Source organism: Acidovorax sp. HDW3, assembly GCF_011303755.1.
In the GTDB taxonomy this organism is placed as follows: Bacteria; Pseudomonadota; Gammaproteobacteria; order Burkholderiales; family Burkholderiaceae_C; genus Paenacidovorax.
In genome coordinates, this window is record NZ_CP049885.1 from 2,633,186 (window position 1) to 2,647,634 (window position 14,449).

At 66.8% G+C, this 14,449-nt stretch carries 15 protein-coding genes and 1 tRNA gene; 7 read left to right on the forward strand and 9 right to left on the reverse strand.

Annotation, left to right across the window (positions count from 1 at the left end; all coding sequences use genetic code 11):
* Nucleotides 1–9: 9 nt before the first annotated feature.
* The 3 genes from G7045_RS12075 to G7045_RS12085 are packed head-to-tail and all read right to left on the reverse strand — an operon-like array spanning nt 10 to nt 2,252.
* Nucleotides 10–753: an amino acid ABC transporter ATP-binding protein gene (locus G7045_RS12075; RefSeq protein ID WP_166159874.1), complete on the reverse strand. Its 744-nt coding sequence runs from the start codon at nt 751–753 to the stop codon at nt 10–12.
* Nucleotides 750–1,430, reverse strand: a complete 681-nt coding sequence (locus tag G7045_RS12080; protein WP_166160452.1) for an ABC transporter permease subunit — start codon at nt 1,428–1,430, stop codon at nt 750–752. Before G7045_RS12080 ends, G7045_RS12075 begins: the two co-directional genes overlap by 4 nt.
* A gap of 18 nt (nt 1,431–1,448) precedes the next feature.
* Nucleotides 1,449–2,252: an amino acid ABC transporter substrate-binding protein gene (locus G7045_RS12085; protein WP_166159875.1), complete on the reverse strand. Its 804-nt coding sequence runs from the start codon at nt 2,250–2,252 to the stop codon at nt 1,449–1,451.
* A gap of 333 nt (nt 2,253–2,585) precedes the next feature.
* Between G7045_RS12085 and G7045_RS12090 the strand changes: the two genes are divergently transcribed.
* From G7045_RS12090 to G7045_RS12105, 4 genes are all read left to right on the forward strand, one after another.
* Nucleotides 2,586–3,491: an amino acid ABC transporter substrate-binding protein gene (locus tag G7045_RS12090; RefSeq protein ID WP_166159876.1), complete on the forward strand. Its 906-nt coding sequence runs from the start codon at nt 2,586–2,588 to the stop codon at nt 3,489–3,491.
* 189 nt (nt 3,492–3,680) lie between these two features.
* Entirely contained in the window at nt 3,681–4,565 is an 885-nt protein-coding gene (locus tag G7045_RS12095; RefSeq protein ID WP_166159877.1) for an amino acid ABC transporter substrate-binding protein, read from the forward strand.
* Nucleotides 4,566–4,631: 66 nt separating this feature from the next.
* Complete coding sequence (locus G7045_RS12100) at nt 4,632–5,228, forward strand: phosphatase PAP2 family protein (protein WP_166159878.1); 597 nt, start codon at nt 4,632–4,634, stop codon at nt 5,226–5,228.
* A gap of 12 nt (nt 5,229–5,240) precedes the next feature.
* Nucleotides 5,241–8,048, forward strand: coding sequence for an Hsp70 family protein (locus G7045_RS12105; protein WP_166159879.1), 2,808 nt, complete (start codon nt 5,241–5,243; stop codon nt 8,046–8,048).
* Nucleotides 8,049–8,057: 9 nt separating this feature from the next.
* Here the strand turns inward: G7045_RS12105 and ruvB are convergent, their stop codons facing one another.
* From ruvB to ruvA, 4 genes are read right to left on the reverse strand one after another with little or no spacing between them, the layout of a single operon-like run.
* Nucleotides 8,058–9,110 (reverse strand): Holliday junction branch migration DNA helicase RuvB, encoded by a 1,053-nt coding sequence (ruvB, locus tag G7045_RS12110; protein WP_166159880.1) that lies wholly within the window; start codon nt 9,108–9,110, stop codon nt 8,058–8,060.
* Entirely contained in the window at nt 9,107–9,745 is a 639-nt protein-coding gene (locus G7045_RS12115) for a DUF4276 family protein (RefSeq protein ID WP_166159881.1), read from the reverse strand. Before G7045_RS12115 ends, ruvB begins: the two co-directional genes overlap by 4 nt.
* Complete coding sequence (locus G7045_RS12120) at nt 9,742–10,965, reverse strand: AAA family ATPase (protein WP_166159882.1); 1,224 nt, start codon at nt 10,963–10,965, stop codon at nt 9,742–9,744. Before G7045_RS12120 ends, G7045_RS12115 begins: the two co-directional genes overlap by 4 nt.
* 21 nt (nt 10,966–10,986) lie before the next feature.
* On the reverse strand, nt 10,987–11,559 hold the full coding sequence (gene ruvA / locus G7045_RS12125; protein ID WP_166159883.1) for a Holliday junction branch migration protein RuvA: 573 nt from the start codon (nt 11,557–11,559) through the stop codon (nt 10,987–10,989).
* A 54-nt stretch (nt 11,560–11,613) separates the two neighbouring features.
* On the opposite strand from ruvA, the gene G7045_RS12130 reads away from it, so the two are divergent.
* The 3 genes from G7045_RS12130 to G7045_RS12140 are packed head-to-tail and all read left to right on the forward strand — an operon-like array spanning nt 11,614 to nt 13,882.
* On the forward strand, nt 11,614–12,558 hold the full coding sequence (locus tag G7045_RS12130; protein WP_166160453.1) for a PhoH family protein: 945 nt from the start codon (nt 11,614–11,616) through the stop codon (nt 12,556–12,558).
* Between the two features lie 56 nt (nt 12,559–12,614).
* Complete coding sequence (gene ybeY, locus G7045_RS12135) at nt 12,615–13,079, forward strand: rRNA maturation RNase YbeY (RefSeq protein WP_166159884.1); 465 nt, start codon at nt 12,615–12,617, stop codon at nt 13,077–13,079.
* Between the two features lie 56 nt (nt 13,080–13,135).
* Complete coding sequence (locus tag G7045_RS12140) at nt 13,136–13,882, forward strand: sulfite exporter TauE/SafE family protein (RefSeq protein ID WP_166159885.1); 747 nt, start codon at nt 13,136–13,138, stop codon at nt 13,880–13,882.
* A 54-nt stretch (nt 13,883–13,936) separates the two neighbouring features.
* Here the strand turns inward: G7045_RS12140 and G7045_RS12145 are convergent.
* Nucleotides 13,937–14,013 (reverse strand) — tRNA-Met (locus G7045_RS12145).
* 25 nt (nt 14,014–14,038) lie between these two features.
* The gene (rplQ, locus tag G7045_RS12150) at nt 14,039–14,437 is read right to left on the reverse strand and encodes a 50S ribosomal protein L17 (protein WP_166159886.1); all 399 of its coding nucleotides are present in this window, start codon (nt 14,435–14,437) and stop codon (nt 14,039–14,041) included.
* Nucleotides 14,438–14,449: the final 12 nt, after the last annotated feature.

The following is a 14,449-nucleotide window of genomic DNA, read 5'->3' on the forward strand; positions in this document are numbered from 1 at the left end:
GCTCAAGGCTCAGGTGCTGAGCGTCTGCACGAAGGCGCGCGTGCGCGCGTCCTGGGCGGCGCCAAAGATCACCTCGGACGGCCCGGCCTCGACCACGGCGCCGTCTTGTAAAAAGACGGTGTGGCTCGCCACCTGCGCAGCCAGGCGCAGGTCGTGCGTGGCCATGAGCATGGTCATGCCCTCGCGCGCCAGATCACCGAGCACGGCCACGACTTCAGCGGCCAGGCCGGGGTCGAGCGCCGAGGTGGGCTCGTCGCACAGCAGCACGGCGGGTTCGAGCGCCAGCGCGCGCGCAATCGCCACGCGCTGCTGCTGCCCGCCCGAGAGGTTGGCCGGCCAGGCGTCGGCCTTGTCTTTCAGTCCCACCTTGTCGAGCAGCGCCAGCGCCCGCGCGCGGGCGCGCTCGGGCTCCCAGCGCTTGACGGTGATGAGCCCCTCCATCACGTTCTGCAGCGCGCTCTGGTGCGCAAAGAGCTGAAAGTTCTGGAACACCATGCCGGTCTGCAGGCGGATGCGCTGCACGGCCTCGTGGCCCGGGCGCCGGCCCGGGGCAAAGTCGATGCTGTGCGCGCCCAGCGTCAGGCGGCCAGCGTCGGGCACTTCGAGCAGGTTCACGCAGCGCAGCAGCGTGCTCTTGCCGCTGCCCGAGGGGCCGATGAGCGCCGTCACCTGCTGCGGCGCAATCTGCACGCTGACCGAATGCAGCACCTCGTGGCCGGCAAAGGTCTTGCGGATATTTTCCAAGGCGATCATCGCTGGCCCTCCGCAAACACCGCGTGGCGGCTGAAGTAGCGCTCCATGCGCGTTTGCAGCAGCGCCAGCAGCGAGCACAGCACGAGATACAGCAGCGCCGCCTCGACGTACAGCACCAGCGGCTCGTACGTGACCGAGGCGATGCGCTGCGCGGCCTGGAAAATCTCCGGCACGGTGATGACGGCGGCGAGCGAGGTGTCCTTGACCAGCGCAATGAAGGAATTGGCCAGCGGCGGCACGGCCACGCGCGCGGCCTGCGGCAAGATGGTGCGGCGCAGCGCCTGCGCCCGCGTCATGCCGATGGAGTAGGCCGCATCCCACTGCCCGCGCGGGATGGCCTCGATGGCGCCGCGAATGACCTCGGCGTTGTAGGCGCCGATGTTGAGCGAAAAGCCAATGAGCGCCGCCACCAGCGGGTCGAGCACGATGCCGACGCTGGGCAGGCCGTAGAAGATCACGAACAGCTGCACCAACAGCGGCGTGCCCCGGATCAGCCAGATATAAAACCGCACCAGAGCCACCACCGGCGCCGGTGCGAACAGCCGCGCCAGCGCTGCGCCAAAGGCCAGCAGCAGGCCGGCGATGAACGACAGAACCGCCAGCGGCACGGTGAACTTGATCCCCCCGACCAGCAAGGGCCAGAGGGACTGCCACATCAAAGAAAGCCAATCAGGCACAGACACCTACCCCCGCCTTCACTGCAGCTTGGCCGAGAGGTCTTCGCCAAAGTAGCGCTCGGAGATTTTTTTGTACGTGCCGTCGGCAATGAGCGCATCGAGCGCCTTGTCGATCGCCGTCTTGAGCGGCGCCTGGCCCTTGCGCAGCAAGATGCCCGAGCGGCCAAACTCGGCGCTGTGGTCGGTGGCCACGACCTTGACCTTGGCCTGGGGGCGCTGCTTTTTGAAGTCCAGGTAGGAGAGGTAGTCGTTGACCGTGGCATCGACACGGCTGGCGAGCAAGAGCGCCACCGCATCGTTAAAGCCCTGCACCGCCACCACCTCGGCGCCGTTGCGTTCGGCGAGCTTGGCAAAGTTGCTGCTGATGCTGTTGGCCGAGCGCTGGCCCTTGAGGTCGGCAAAGCCTTTGATGGCGTTGTTGTCCTCGCGCACGATGAGCGCCGCCGCCGAAGCGATGTAGGGCTTGGAAAAATCGTACTTGGCCTGGCGCTCGGGCGAGATGCCGACCTGGTTGATGACGACGTCGTAGCGGTTGGCGTTCAGGCCGGCGATCAGGCCGTCCCACTTGCCCTCGATGAATTCGGCCTTCACGCCCAGCTTGGCGGCAACGGCGCGGCCAATTTCAACGTCAAAGCCGGTGAGCAGGTTGTCTTGCGCCTGGTGAAAAGAAAACGGCGCATACGTGCCCTCGGTGCCGATGCGGATGCTGCCGGCCTTCTGAATCGCGGCCCAGTCGTCGCTGGCGGCCTGCGCCGGCGCCTGGGAGAGCAAGGCCAGGCTGGCAATGCCGGCAGCGAGCCACAGTTTCTTCAAAAGCGTCATGGTGTATTCCTCGTTCTGCGCGGGCATCGCGCTGCAAGCGGGCGAGTATGCGCGCAAGCGCGCCCCGGCAGGGGCAGGGCTTTCGACTGTGATGTCATGTGCTTATGCCCAGCAGGGGCTGTATGGTTTTGTAACTTTCACTGGAGCCACCCGCCTAACCTGCGCTCCTACCTCTTTCATCATCACAACGCAAGTCGGATAATTCCGGGCTTTGCCGCCGGCGGCCTGCCAGCGACAAATTCCGGGCCAGCCACCACTGGCCCCCGCGCTGGCGCCTGCTTCCTATCGCAGCGGTGCCTACCCCCGACGAACTACCGTTCCAGGAACGTCTGCATGTTTTCGCTCTCTCCCTTGGTGCGCCGCCTGTGCTGCGCTGGCGCCCTGTCCCTGACCGCCCTCTCCCCCGTCTCCTCCGCCCTGGCGGCCGACGCCACCCTCAGCAAAATCCAGTCCACCGGCCAGCTGACCATTGGCTACCGCCAGGACGCTGCGCCGCTGTCGTACACCGACGCCAGCGGCAAGCCCATTGGCTACGCCGTGGAAATCTGCCAGCAGCTCGCCAGCCGCCTGCAAAGCCAGCTCAAACTGCCGCAGCTGCAGCTGCAGTACGTGCCGGTGACGATTGCCGAGCGCTTTGACCGCATCGCCGACGGCAAAATCCAGCTCGAATGCGCCGACTCGACCAACACCAAGGCGCGGCGCGAACGCGTCGGCTTTGGCCTGACCTACTACTACGCCGGCGCGCGCATGTTGGTGCGCAAGGACGAGACGCGCGAGCAGCTCTCGCAGATGGGCCAGGCGCGCATCGCCGTCATCGCCGGCACGACCGGCCAGCAAGTGAGCGAGCGCCACAAGGGCGCGACCATGGTGACCGTGGCCAGCACCGAAGAAGGCGCCAAGGCCGTGGCCCAGGGCCGGGCCGACGCTTTTGTGTCTGACGACATCGCCCTCATCGACCAGGCCAAGGTGCTCAAGGGCGCCGTCAAGGTGGTGGGCCCGCGCATGTCGGTCGAGCCGCTGGCGCCGCTGGTGCCCAAGAACGCCCCCGAATTCCAGGCCCTGATCGACCAGGCCATGAAAGACATGTACCGCGACGGCACGGCACGCCAGATTTACCGCAAGTGGTTCGAGCAGCCCCTGCCCACGCGCGACTACGCCCTCGATCTGCCGCCCGACCGCCTGCTGTCCGACACCTTCCGCCGCCCCGACGGCTTCGTCACCGACTGGACGGTGTTGTAAAACAGCTGCTACCTTCATCCCCCAGGGCGCCCTCGGCGCCCTTTTTTACGCCCCTCGGTCGGGTGTTGCAGATAACAAACATAAGACAAACCATGATTGACACCATGCAAATAAAGCATTTCACGATAACCAAGGGTAAACCCCATAATTTCTGCTTCACACCCCTCAACGCCTTCCCAAGAAGCACCCATGACCTCGCTGCCCCTGCGTGCCTGCGCCCTTGCGCTGGCCTCCACCTTCGCCGTCGCCGCCCAGGCCGCTGACGCCACCCTGAGCAAAATCCAGTCCACCGGCCAGCTGACCATCGGCTACCGCAGCGACGAAGCCCCCATCTCTTACGCCGACGCCAGCGGCAAGCCCACGGGCTACGCCGTCGAGATGTGCCAGCAGCTGGCCGCGCGCATTCAAAGCCACCTCAAGCTGCCGGCACTGCAGCTGAACTACCAACCCGTCACCCTGGCCGAGCGCTTTGACCGCATCGCCGACGGCAAGGTGCAAATCGAGTGCGCCGCCACCACCAACACCAAAGACCGCCGCGAGCGCGCCGGCTTTGGCCTGACCTACTACTACGCCAGCACACGCATGTTGGTGCGCAGCAATGAAACCCGCGAGCTGCCCTCGCAAATGAACGGCGCGCGCGTGGCCGTGCTCGCTGGCGGCACCGGCCAGCAGATGAGCCAAAAATTCCCCGGCGCCACCGTGCTGACGGTGGGCAGCACCGAAGAAGGCGCCAAGGCCGTGGCCCAGGGCCGTGCCGATACCTTTCTTGGCGACGACATCGCCCTGATCTTGCAGGCCAAATCCTTGCAAGGCGCCGTCAAGGTGGTCGGCCCGCGCATGTCGGTCGAGCCGCTGGCACCGCTGGTGGCGAAAAACGCCCCGGACTTCCAGGCCCTGGTGACGCAAACCATGAAGGACATGTACCGCGACGGCACGGCGCGCCAGATTTACCGCAAGTGGTTCGAGCAGCCCCTGCCGGCGTACGATTACGCCCTCGATCTGCCGCCCGATCGCCTGCTGTCCGACACCTTCCGCCGCCCCGACGGCTTCGTGACCGACTGGACAGTGCTGTAATTGCGCCTCGCGCGATGACCACACCAGCCGCAGTGGCCTTCGGGTCCTGCGGCTTTTTTTTGCACCATGGAAATCCTCAACCAGTCCCTTTTCCTCTGGCTCAACGCCTCCGAGCACCCCCCCGCCGCCCTGGTGGCGCTGGCGCTTTTCTGTGCCAAATACCTGATCCTGGCCCTGCCCCTGGTGCTCACCCTGGGCTGGCTGCGCGGCAGCCCCAGCACGCGCCAGGCCATGCTCGCTGCCGCCGTCGCCGCTGGCCTGGGGCTGGCCGTGAGCGGCCTGATCGGCCAGCTCTGGCCGCACCCGCGCCCCTTCGTTGCCGGCATAGGCCACACGCTGCTGGCGCACGCACCCACGGCCTCGTTCCCAAGCAACCACCTGACGCTGTGGTGGTGCGTGGCCCTGAGCCTGCTGCTGCACCCGGCCACACGCACCCTGGGCGCGGGTCTGGCGCTGTGGGGCCTGCCCATTGCCTGGGCGCGCATCTACGTTGGCGTGCACTACCCGCTGGACATGCTCGGCGCGCTGCTGCTGGCGCTACCCATGGCCCTGCTGTGCCGCTTTGCCATTGCCAGCTGGCTGCTGCGCCTGTACGAGCTGCTGCAGCCGCTGTACCAGCGCCTGTTCGCCCCCGCCATCCGCCGGGGCTGGGTGCGCCGCTAAACAGCCCACGCCATGACTGACACCGCCCCCCGCTACGCCGTCGGCATCGACCTGGGCACCAGCCACAGCGTGCTCGCCTATGTACCGCTGTCAGCCCCCGCCAGCGACGTCGCCCTGCTGCCCATTCCTCAGCGCAGCAGCGCCAGCGAAGTCCTGGCCCAGCCCCTGCTGCCTTCGGCGCGCTACCAGGGCGCCGAAGGCGAGCTCGGCCCCCACTGGGAGCAGCCCTGGCCGCCGCTGGACGCCAGCACCAGCGCACCCGCCGCCACCGGCCTGTGGGCGCGCAGCCTGGGCACGGCGCAGCCGGGGCGCCTGGTGGCCAGCGCCAAGAGCTGGCTCTCGCACGCCGGCGTCGATCGCAGCGCCGCCATCCTGCCCTGGGGCGCGGGCGACGAGGTCGTCAAAATCTCGCCCCTGGACGCCAGCGCCGCCACCTTGGCGCACCTGCGCCACGCCTGGGATGCGGCCCACCCCGAAGCCCCGCTGGCGCAGCAAGCCCTGGCGCTGACCGTGCCGGCCTCGTTCGACGAAGGCGCGCGCGCCCTGACGCTGCAGGCGGCCACACGCGCGGGCCTGCCACCGCTGCAGCTGCTCGAAGAGCCCAAGGCCGCTTTCCTCGACTGGCTGCTGCTGCAAGGCCCAGCGCTGGCCGCGCAGCTCGCGCACAGCCGCCTGGTGCTGGTGGTGGACATCGGCGGCGGCACCACCGACCTGACCCTGGTGCGCGTGCAGGCCGGCGCCGACGGTGCACCGCCGCAGCTCACGCGCGTGGCCGTGGGCGAGCACCTGATGCTCGGTGGCGACAACATGGACCTGGCCCTGGCGCACCAGCTCGAAGCCGCCTTTGCCGGCCCTGGCGAGCGCCTGGCACCGCCGCGCTTTGCCCAGCTGGTGCAGCGCTGCCGCCTGGCCAAAGAACAGCTGCTGGCCGATGGCGCCCCCGAGCACACCAGCGTCACCCTGCTGGGCAGCGGCAGCCGCCTGCTGGCGCAAACGCGCAGCTGCACCCTCACACGCGCGCAGGTGCAGGCCACCGTGCTCGAAGGCTTCTTCCCCCTGGTGCCCGCCGACGCCGGGCCGGCACGCCGCCAGGGCGCCCTGCGCAGCCTGGGCCTGCCCTACCCGCAGGATGCGGCCATCACCCGCCACCTGGCGCAGTTCCTGGCGCAACAGGCGGGCGGCGACTGGCCCGACACCCTGCTGCTCAACGGCGGCGTGTTCCACGCCCCGGCCCTGGCCGAACGCCTGCTGGCGCAACTCCACGCCTGGCGCGGCGCACCGCTGCGCCTGCTGCACAACCCGCACCCCGACTGGGCCGTGGCACGCGGCGCCGCCGCCCATGCGCAGGCCGTTTACGAGCAAAACAAGGCCCCAGCCCTTGAGGGACAAGCGCCAGCAGCTATCAAAAACAGAGCACCACACATCGGCGGCGGCGCCGCCCGCAGCTACTGGCTGGTGCTGCCCGGCAAAAACGCCAGCGCCCCGGCCCAGGCGCTGTGTCTGCTGCCGCGCGGCACCGAGGAGGGCCTGCGCCTGACGCTCACCGGGCGCCGCTTTGCCCTGCAGCTGGGCCAGCCGGTGCGCTTTGACCTGGTGGCGCGCAGCAGCGGACAGGCCCAGGCCGGGCAGCTGCTGCCCCTGGACGGCGAGGGCTGGCACGAGCTGCCGCCCCTGGCCCACGTGCTGCCCGCCCCCGAAGGCCGCGCCAGCGCCCGGATCGAAGTGCAGCTGCAGGCGCAGATGAGCGAAGTCGGCACGCTGGAGGTGCGCTGCCTCGGCCCCGACGGGCAAAGCTGGCTGCTGCCCTTTGCCGTGCGCGCCGCAAACGCTACCAATTCAATAGCTGCTGACGCTGACCCAGCAAGCGCTAGCGCCCAAAAAAACACCAAAAACCTGGCGGCAGCGCAAGCGCAGATCGAGCGCATCTTCGGCCCCCAGGCCCAGGCCGTGGACGCCAAGGAGGTGCGCCAGCTGCGCGCCGCGCTGGAAAAAACCCTGGGCCCGCGCGCCGACTGGGACATGGCCCTGCTGCGCGCCCTGTTCGACACCCTGCTGGCGCAGGCCAAGCGCCGCCGGCGCAGCCCCGAGCACGAGCGTGCCTGGCTCAACCTTGCCGGCTGGTGCCTGCGCCCGGGCCTGGGCGCGCAGCTCGACGCCTGGCGCCTGCAGCAGCTGTGGCCGCTGTACGCCCAGGGCCTGGGCCATCCGGGCGAGGGCAGCAACTGGACCGAATGGTGGGTGCTGTGGCGGCGCGTCGCTGCCGGCCTGGACGAAGGCCAGCAGCTGCAGGTGCTCGAAGACGTGGCCGGCAAGATGCAGCAGACCGTGCAGCGCACCGCGCGCGCACGCTGGGGCAGCTACGACGACATGCTGCGCCTGTTTGCCGCCATGGAGGCCGTGCCCTGGCAGTACCGCCAGGAGATGGGCCAGTGGATGCTGCAGCGCCTGCAGCGCCCGGGCGAGCCGCAGCACACCTGGTGGGCCATCGGCCGCCTGGCCGCGCGCCAGCCGCTGGCGGCCAACGCCCACCTTGTCATGCCGCCGGCTGCGGCGCAGGAATTTCTGGACGCCACGCTGGCGCAGGACTGGCGCAAGAACGAGCCGGCCATGTTCGCCGCCGTGCAGATTGCGCGCCTGTGCGGCGAGCGCACGCTCGACTTTGACGACGCCGTGCGCCAGCAGGTGCTGCAGCGCCTGCGCAGCAGCGGCGCCCCGGCGCGCTGGCTCGAACCGCTACAGCAGGTGCAGGCCATGAGCGCCGAAGACCGCCAGCGCAGCCTGGGCGACAGCCTGCCGCCGGGGCTGGTGCTGCTGGGTTAAGCGCATGTTCTAAGCCGGGCTCTGCGGCGGCGCCACGCCCAGATGGCGGTAGGCCGCGAGCGTGGCCACGCGCCCGCGCGGCGTGCGCTGCAAAAAGCCCTGCTGGATGAGGTAGGGCTCGATCACGTCCTCGATCGTGCCCGCCTCCTCGCCAATGCTGGCGGCGATGTTGTCCAGCCCCACCGGGCCGCCGTCGAAGCGGTGGATGACGGCTTCGAGCAGCTTTCTGTCCATGACGTCAAAGCCCTCGGGATCGACGTCGAGCATGGCCAGCGCCCGCTGCGCGATGCCGAGGGTGATGCGGCCATCGCCCTTCACATCGGCGTAGTCGCGCACGCGGCGCAAGAGCCGGTTGGCAATGCGCGGCGTGCCCCGGCTGCGCCGGGCGATCTCGATGCTGGCGTCGGCATCCATGGGCGCTTGCATCAGGGCGCTGGAGCGCGTGACGATGCGCGAGAGCTCCTCGGGCGTATAAAACTCCAGCCGTGCGACGATGCCAAAGCGGTCGCGCAGCGGGTTGGTCAACATGCCCGCGCGCGTGGTCGCGCCCACCAGGGTGAAGGGCTGCAGGTCGAGCTTGATGGAGCGCGCCGCCGGGCCTTCGCCGATCATGATGTCGATCTGGTAGTCCTCCAGCGCGGGGTAGAGGATTTCCTCGACCACGGGCGAGAGGCGGTGGATCTCGTCGATGAACAGCACATCGTTCTTTTCCAGGCTGGTGAGCAGCGCCGCCAGGTCTTTGGGCTTTTCCAGCACCGGGCCGCTGGTCTGGCGCAGCTGCACGCCCAGCTCGGCGGCGACGATGTGGCTGAGCGTGGTCTTGCCCAGCCCCGGCGGGCCGAACAGCAGCACGTGGTCGAGCGCCTCGCCACGCTTTTTGGCCGCGCCAATGAAAATTTCGAGCTGCTCGCGCGCTTTCGCCTGGCCCACGTAGTCGCCCAGCAGCTTGGGGCGCAGGGCGCGCTCCAGGGCCTCTTCCTGCGCGTGGGCAGCGCTGGCAGACACCATGCGCCGGGCGGGCGCGGGGGCGGCGGGGGCGAAGTCGTCGGTGTGGATGGTCATGGGGTCACTGATCCCAAATAATCTTGCAGCCCCCGCAGCAACGCCTGCAGACTGGGGGAAGGTACAACAGAAAAATCCATATGCGGTGCAATGGCTTGCGCCCAGGCCAACTTGCGTGCACCAGTCACGCCGCGCACATCCTCCCCCAAAGCCTGGGCCAGTCGCTCCCATGCACCAACGATGGCATCTGGCGCAATATCCGCCAACAAGCGCAATTTCACCTGTGGAAAGGACGCTTTCACGGCAGCGGCGTCCGCCAAGAACCAGCTTTCCGTCTCCTCCACGGCAAGCCGAAACAACACACGGGGCGGACGGCGTGGCAACTGTGCCAACATGCGCTCAAGCGCCTGGAGCAAATCCTGCGGCGCATCATCATCGGCATCAATCAGCACCAAAACCAGCGCTGTTGGGGGTAGCCAGGCCATGCCACGCAATTTGGCCGGGAGCTGATCGAGCAGACCTCGATGCCTGGGATCGGGCGCTGACAGGCACTGGGCCGGCAAACGCCCGCGCCCTTGGTGCGGGTGAATGCGAAAGTGCACATCCTTGTGCAACCCCCAATGGCGCGTCAATATTTCATGCAGCACCGGCACATCGGAGGCCCCTTCCGTCAGCACTTCAATGTATGCCGTCATGGCTGGCCAACACCAAAGTGGTTGCTAAACCACAAACTGCCCGTAGGGATGCCTTCATCAAACATAGCCTGCACCCCGGCGATGTCCGCTGCTCGCAGCACTTGGGTATATCCATCGCGGCCTTTATGCAGCACCCAGACCTCTTCGGGTGTCAGCGCATCGACGAAATAAGGGGAGTGGGTTGTCACCAGCACCTGGGGGCCACGAGGGCGCAACGCAAAAGCTTGCAACTCTTGCGCCAGCACCGCCAACAATTGGTGGTGCAGGCCATTTTCCGGCTCTTCGATCCCAATCAACGGTGCCGGCGCCGGATCTTCCATCAAAAGCAGATAGGCCAACAGCTTGAGCGAGCCATCCGACATGTCTTGTTGATAAAACGGTGTGTCGTAGCCTTGGGCTGAAAACTCCAGCAGTACTCGCCCATCCTGCGTCCGATCGGAACGGATGCTTTGCACCCCCGGCAGTTTCTGGGCAATCAAGCCCAGCGCCGCCTTGAATCCCCGGGGATTCTCGCGCTCAATGAACTGCAAATATTTGGCGAGATTGTCTCCTCGGCGGTTGAGATGGGGATCAGCCCCGTTCATAGGTTGTGTACGCGCCAATTCGGGCACAAAGTACGAAAGGTACCAGCCCGCCAGAAAAGCACGGAACTGTCCAATACGTGGGTGATCCCTCAAGGTACCGAATGTGGCAATGCCCAGCACCTGCCGATCACTCATACGGATATCTATTTTGCGGGCCCCTTCACTGTCTTGCGTTTCCTCCCCCGACCACACGTAGCCCTCACCATCACGCAACTCAAGGAAGCTGTAAGGCCGCCCCGTCGGTTGTCCTTTGCGACGTTGGCGTAACCGCTCATACACCACACAAACCCGGCCACGCGCATCCTGGTCAATCCACAGGCTGTAGCTGATCGGCCGATCCTTGGCTGTCTGGCGAAAGCGCACTTCAAAGCGGATGGGCTCCTGCACGCCCAAGGTGCGCAGACGCTCAAACCCCCCGCGCTGAGGACGGTCACAGGCCGCTTCAACACCATCGTTCAAGCAATCGCCCAAAAATCCCAACGCATCCAGCAACGTCGATTTGCCCACGCCATTGGCACCGATCACCGCCATCAGACGCGGCAAAGCCTCCCCGCTTTGCTGCTCAAAAGTTTTCCCCAGCGTCACGTCTTTGAGGCTGCGGTAATTTTGAATACGGATACCTTCCAGCACTGCCATGGAAATCCTTTCCAGAATTGTCTATTTCGCCAGGGCCTTGAGCGCCAGCTTGATGCCTTCGCTCACACCCACGTCCGCCGGCAGCGCCTTGAGGGCGGCAGCCGCTTCCTTGTCGTTGTAACCCAGGGCCAGCAGCGCCTGCAGGATGTCGGCCTGGGCCTGGCTGTCCGCCTGCGGGCGCGCACCAATGTCGGCGCCGATCTTGCCCTTGAGTTCGAGCAGCAGGCGCTCGGCGGTTTTCTTGCCAATGCCCGGCACCTTGACCAGGCGTGCGCTCTCTTGCAGCGACACCGCCTGCGCCAAATCGGGCACGCCAATGCCCGACAAAATCGCCAGCGCCGTGCGCGGGCCAACGCCGCTGACCTTGATGAGCTCACGAAACGCCTGGCGCTCGGCCGCCGTGGCAAAACCGTAGAGCAACTGCGCATCCTCGCGCACGATGAATTGCGTCAGCAGGCTGACCGTCTCCCCCAGGCCGGGCAGGTTGTAAAACGTGCTCATCGGCACCTGCAGTTCGTAGCCCACGCCGTGGCAATCGAGCAGCACCTCGGGCGGGTTTTTCTCCAACAGCTGGCCGGTCAATTTGCCTATCATCGTCATCCTTTGCCTGCGTCCAAACACTGGACGTTCATCCATGGAATTATCCGCGTGATCCTGCGCCACACCTTCACCCCCCACAACAATCTGCGCCTGTCAAACCTGTGCGGCCCGGCCGACCAGCATTTGCGCACCATCGAGGCCGCGCTGCAGGTGCACATCGCCCACCGCCACGAGCAGTTCAAGATCGACGGCCCCAAGGCCCGCGCCACGCAGGCGCTGGAGCTGCTGCAGGCGCTGTACGAGCAGGCCGAGCGCAGCATCAAGGACGAGACCATCCAGCTCATGCTCGCCGGCGACGCCGAACTGAGCACGACCGAGGGCGAGGCCGTGGTGCTGGCCACGCGCCGCGCCGACCTGCGTGCACGCACCAGCGGCCAGGCGCAGTACCTGGCGCACATCGCCAGCCACGACATCACCTTCGGCATCGGCCCGGCGGGCACGGGCAAGACCTACCTGGCGGTGGCCTGCGCCGTCGATGCGCTCGAACGCGCCAGCGTGCAGCGCATCGTGCTCACGCGCCCGGCGGTGGAGGCGGGCGAGCGCCTGGGCTTTCTGCCCGGCGACCTGGCGCAAAAAGTCGATCCCTACCTGCGCCCACTGTACGACGCACTCTACGACCTGATGGGCCACGAGCGCGTGCACAAGGCGTTCGAGCGCAACGCGCTGGAGATCGCGCCGCTGGCCTTCATGCGCGGCAGAACGCTCAACAACGCCTTCGTCATCCTCGACGAGGCGCAGAACACCACGCCCGAGCAGATGAAAATGTTCCTCACCCGCATCGGCTTTGGCGCCAAGGCGGTGGTCACGGGCGACGTCAGCCAGATCGACCTGCCCCGGGGAATGCCCAGCGGCCTGATCGACGCCGAGCGGGTCTTGAAGCGCGTGCAGGGCATTGCCGTGACGCGCTTTACCAGCGCCGACGTCGTGCGCCACCCGCTGGTGGCGCGCATCGTCGATGCCTACGACGCGCAGCGCACGCGCCGCACCGATTGAATTTACTATTAATTTGATAGCTATTAGCGCTTACCAGATAAGCGCTGGAGGCCAAAATGGCACTGAATCAACTACAGCTGTCGCTGCAATTTGCGCGCCACCCCGAGGCCAGCGCACACCGCGCCGCCCTGCCGCGCCACCAGGTGGCGCGCTGGATTCGCCACGCGCTCGCGCTGGATGCCGAGATCACGGTGCGCATCGTCGGCACCGAAGAAGGACAGCAGCTCAACCGCGACTACCGCCACAAGGACTACGCCACCAACGTCCTGACCTTCGACTACCAGCAAGAGCCCACGGTCTGCGCCGACCTGGTGCTGTGCGCCCCGGTGGTCGAGCGCGAGGCGCAGGAGCAGGGCAAGACGCTGGCCGCGCACTACGCCCACCTGCTGGTGCACGGCACGCTGCACGCCCAGGGCTGGGACCACGAGACCAGCGAGGAGGATGCGCGCGAGATGGAAGCCTACGAAAGCGCCATCCTGCAAGAGCTGGGGTTTGCCGACCCGTACGCCGGCGAGCGTTGAAGTCTTTTGCACGCCAGCGCAGCAATCGCCTGCGGCCGGCACCGTAACATGGGCCGATGCTCGATACCGCCTTGCTGCTTGCCGCCGCCTTTGTCGCCGGCGCCCTCAACGCTGTCGCCGGAGGCGGCAGTTTCCTGACCCTGCCGGCGCTGGTCTTCACCGGCGTGCCGCCGGTGGTGGCCAACGCCACCGGCACCGTCGCCCTGCTGCCGGGCTACATGGCCAGCGCTTGGGGCTTTCGCCAGGACATGGCGGCGCCACCGGGGCTGTCGCTGCGCGCCGTGGTTGTGCTCGCGCTGCTCGGCGGCTCGCTCGGCGCGGCGCTGCTGCTCGTCACGCCCGACGCCACGTTCAAGAAAATCATCCCCTGGCTGCTGCTGGCCGCCACCGCCCTGTTCGCCTTTGGCCCACAGCTGCGCCAATGGGCTGGCGCCGGCCAGCATGGCAGCTCGGCCTTCAAGGCGGGCCTGGGAATGCTGCTGGTGGCCGGCTACGGCGGTTATTTCAACGGCGGCCTGGGAATTTTGCTGCTGGCCCTGTTTGGCCTGCTCGGGCAAACCCAGCTCAACGCCATGAACGGCATGAAGAACCTGGTCTCGGCCCTGCTGACGGCGATTGCCGTCGCCATCTACGCCGCCGGCGGCATCGTGCAATGGCCACAAGCGTTGCTAATGATGCTGGCCGCGACCCTGGGCGGCTACGCCGGCGCCCGTGTGGCGCGCCAGCTGCCAGCTGGCGCCCTGCGCTGGGGCATCGTCACCACCGGGCTGGTGATGGCCGCCATGTTTTTCTACCAACAATAAAAATACGCGACAAAACAAAAAGGGCCTCAGCATTGCTGAGGCCCTTTGGCGTATTGGTTGCGCGGGAAGGATTTGAACCTCCGACCTTTGGGTTATGAGCCCAACGAGCTACCAGACTGCTCCACCGCGCGGCAAGACGCTATTGTAACCTATTTTTTAGGCTGCTGCGGAAGAATCAGCAACTTGTGCCACTTCTTCGCCGCGATCGACCAGTTCGACGTAGGCCATGGGCGCGTTGTCGCCGACGCGGAAGCCCATCTTCAGGATGCGGGTGTAGCCACCGGGACGGGTGTTGAAGCGCGGGCCCAGCACGTTGAACAGCTTGGTCACGCTGTCGCGGCTGCGCAGGCGGTCAAACGCCAGGCGGCGGTTGGCGACGGAATCAACCTTGGCCAGGGTGATCATGGGCTCGATCACGCGGCGCAGTTCCTTGGCCTTGGGGACGGTGGTCTTGATGGCCTCGTGCTCGATGAGCGAGTTCATCATGTTCTGCAGCATCGCCTTGCGGTGCGCGCTGGTGCGGTTGAGTTTACGAAGGCCGTTGCCGTGACGCATGGTGCTTTCCTT

What these genes read in the sequence shown, in the direction of transcription:
- G7045_RS12075 (WP_166159874.1), bottom strand. Translation starts at nt 753, where the DNA reads ATGATCGCCTTGGAAAATATCCGCAAGACCTTTGCCGGCCACGAGGTG.
- G7045_RS12085 (WP_166159875.1), bottom strand. Translation starts at nt 2,252, where the DNA reads ATGACGCTTTTGAAGAAACTGTGGCTCGCTGCCGGCATTGCCAGCCTG.
- G7045_RS12090 (WP_166159876.1), top strand. Translation starts at nt 2,586, where the DNA reads ATGTTTTCGCTCTCTCCCTTGGTGCGCCGCCTGTGCTGCGCTGGCGCC.
- G7045_RS12095 (WP_166159877.1), top strand. Translation starts at nt 3,681, where the DNA reads ATGACCTCGCTGCCCCTGCGTGCCTGCGCCCTTGCGCTGGCCTCCACC.
- G7045_RS12100 (WP_166159878.1), top strand. Translation starts at nt 4,632, where the DNA reads ATGGAAATCCTCAACCAGTCCCTTTTCCTCTGGCTCAACGCCTCCGAG.
- G7045_RS12105 (WP_166159879.1), top strand. Translation starts at nt 5,241, where the DNA reads ATGACTGACACCGCCCCCCGCTACGCCGTCGGCATCGACCTGGGCACC.
- ruvB (WP_166159880.1), bottom strand. Translation starts at nt 9,110, where the DNA reads ATGACCATCCACACCGACGACTTCGCCCCCGCCGCCCCCGCGCCCGCC.
- G7045_RS12115 (WP_166159881.1), bottom strand. Translation starts at nt 9,745, where the DNA reads ATGACGGCATACATTGAAGTGCTGACGGAAGGGGCCTCCGATGTGCCG.
- G7045_RS12120 (WP_166159882.1), bottom strand. Translation starts at nt 10,965, where the DNA reads ATGGCAGTGCTGGAAGGTATCCGTATTCAAAATTACCGCAGCCTCAAA.
- ruvA (WP_166159883.1), bottom strand. Translation starts at nt 11,559, where the DNA reads ATGATAGGCAAATTGACCGGCCAGCTGTTGGAGAAAAACCCGCCCGAG.
- ybeY (WP_166159884.1), top strand. Translation starts at nt 12,615, where the DNA reads ATGGCACTGAATCAACTACAGCTGTCGCTGCAATTTGCGCGCCACCCC.
- G7045_RS12140 (WP_166159885.1), top strand. Translation starts at nt 13,136, where the DNA reads ATGCTCGATACCGCCTTGCTGCTTGCCGCCGCCTTTGTCGCCGGCGCC.
- rplQ (WP_166159886.1), bottom strand. Translation starts at nt 14,437, where the DNA reads ATGCGTCACGGCAACGGCCTTCGTAAACTCAACCGCACCAGCGCGCAC.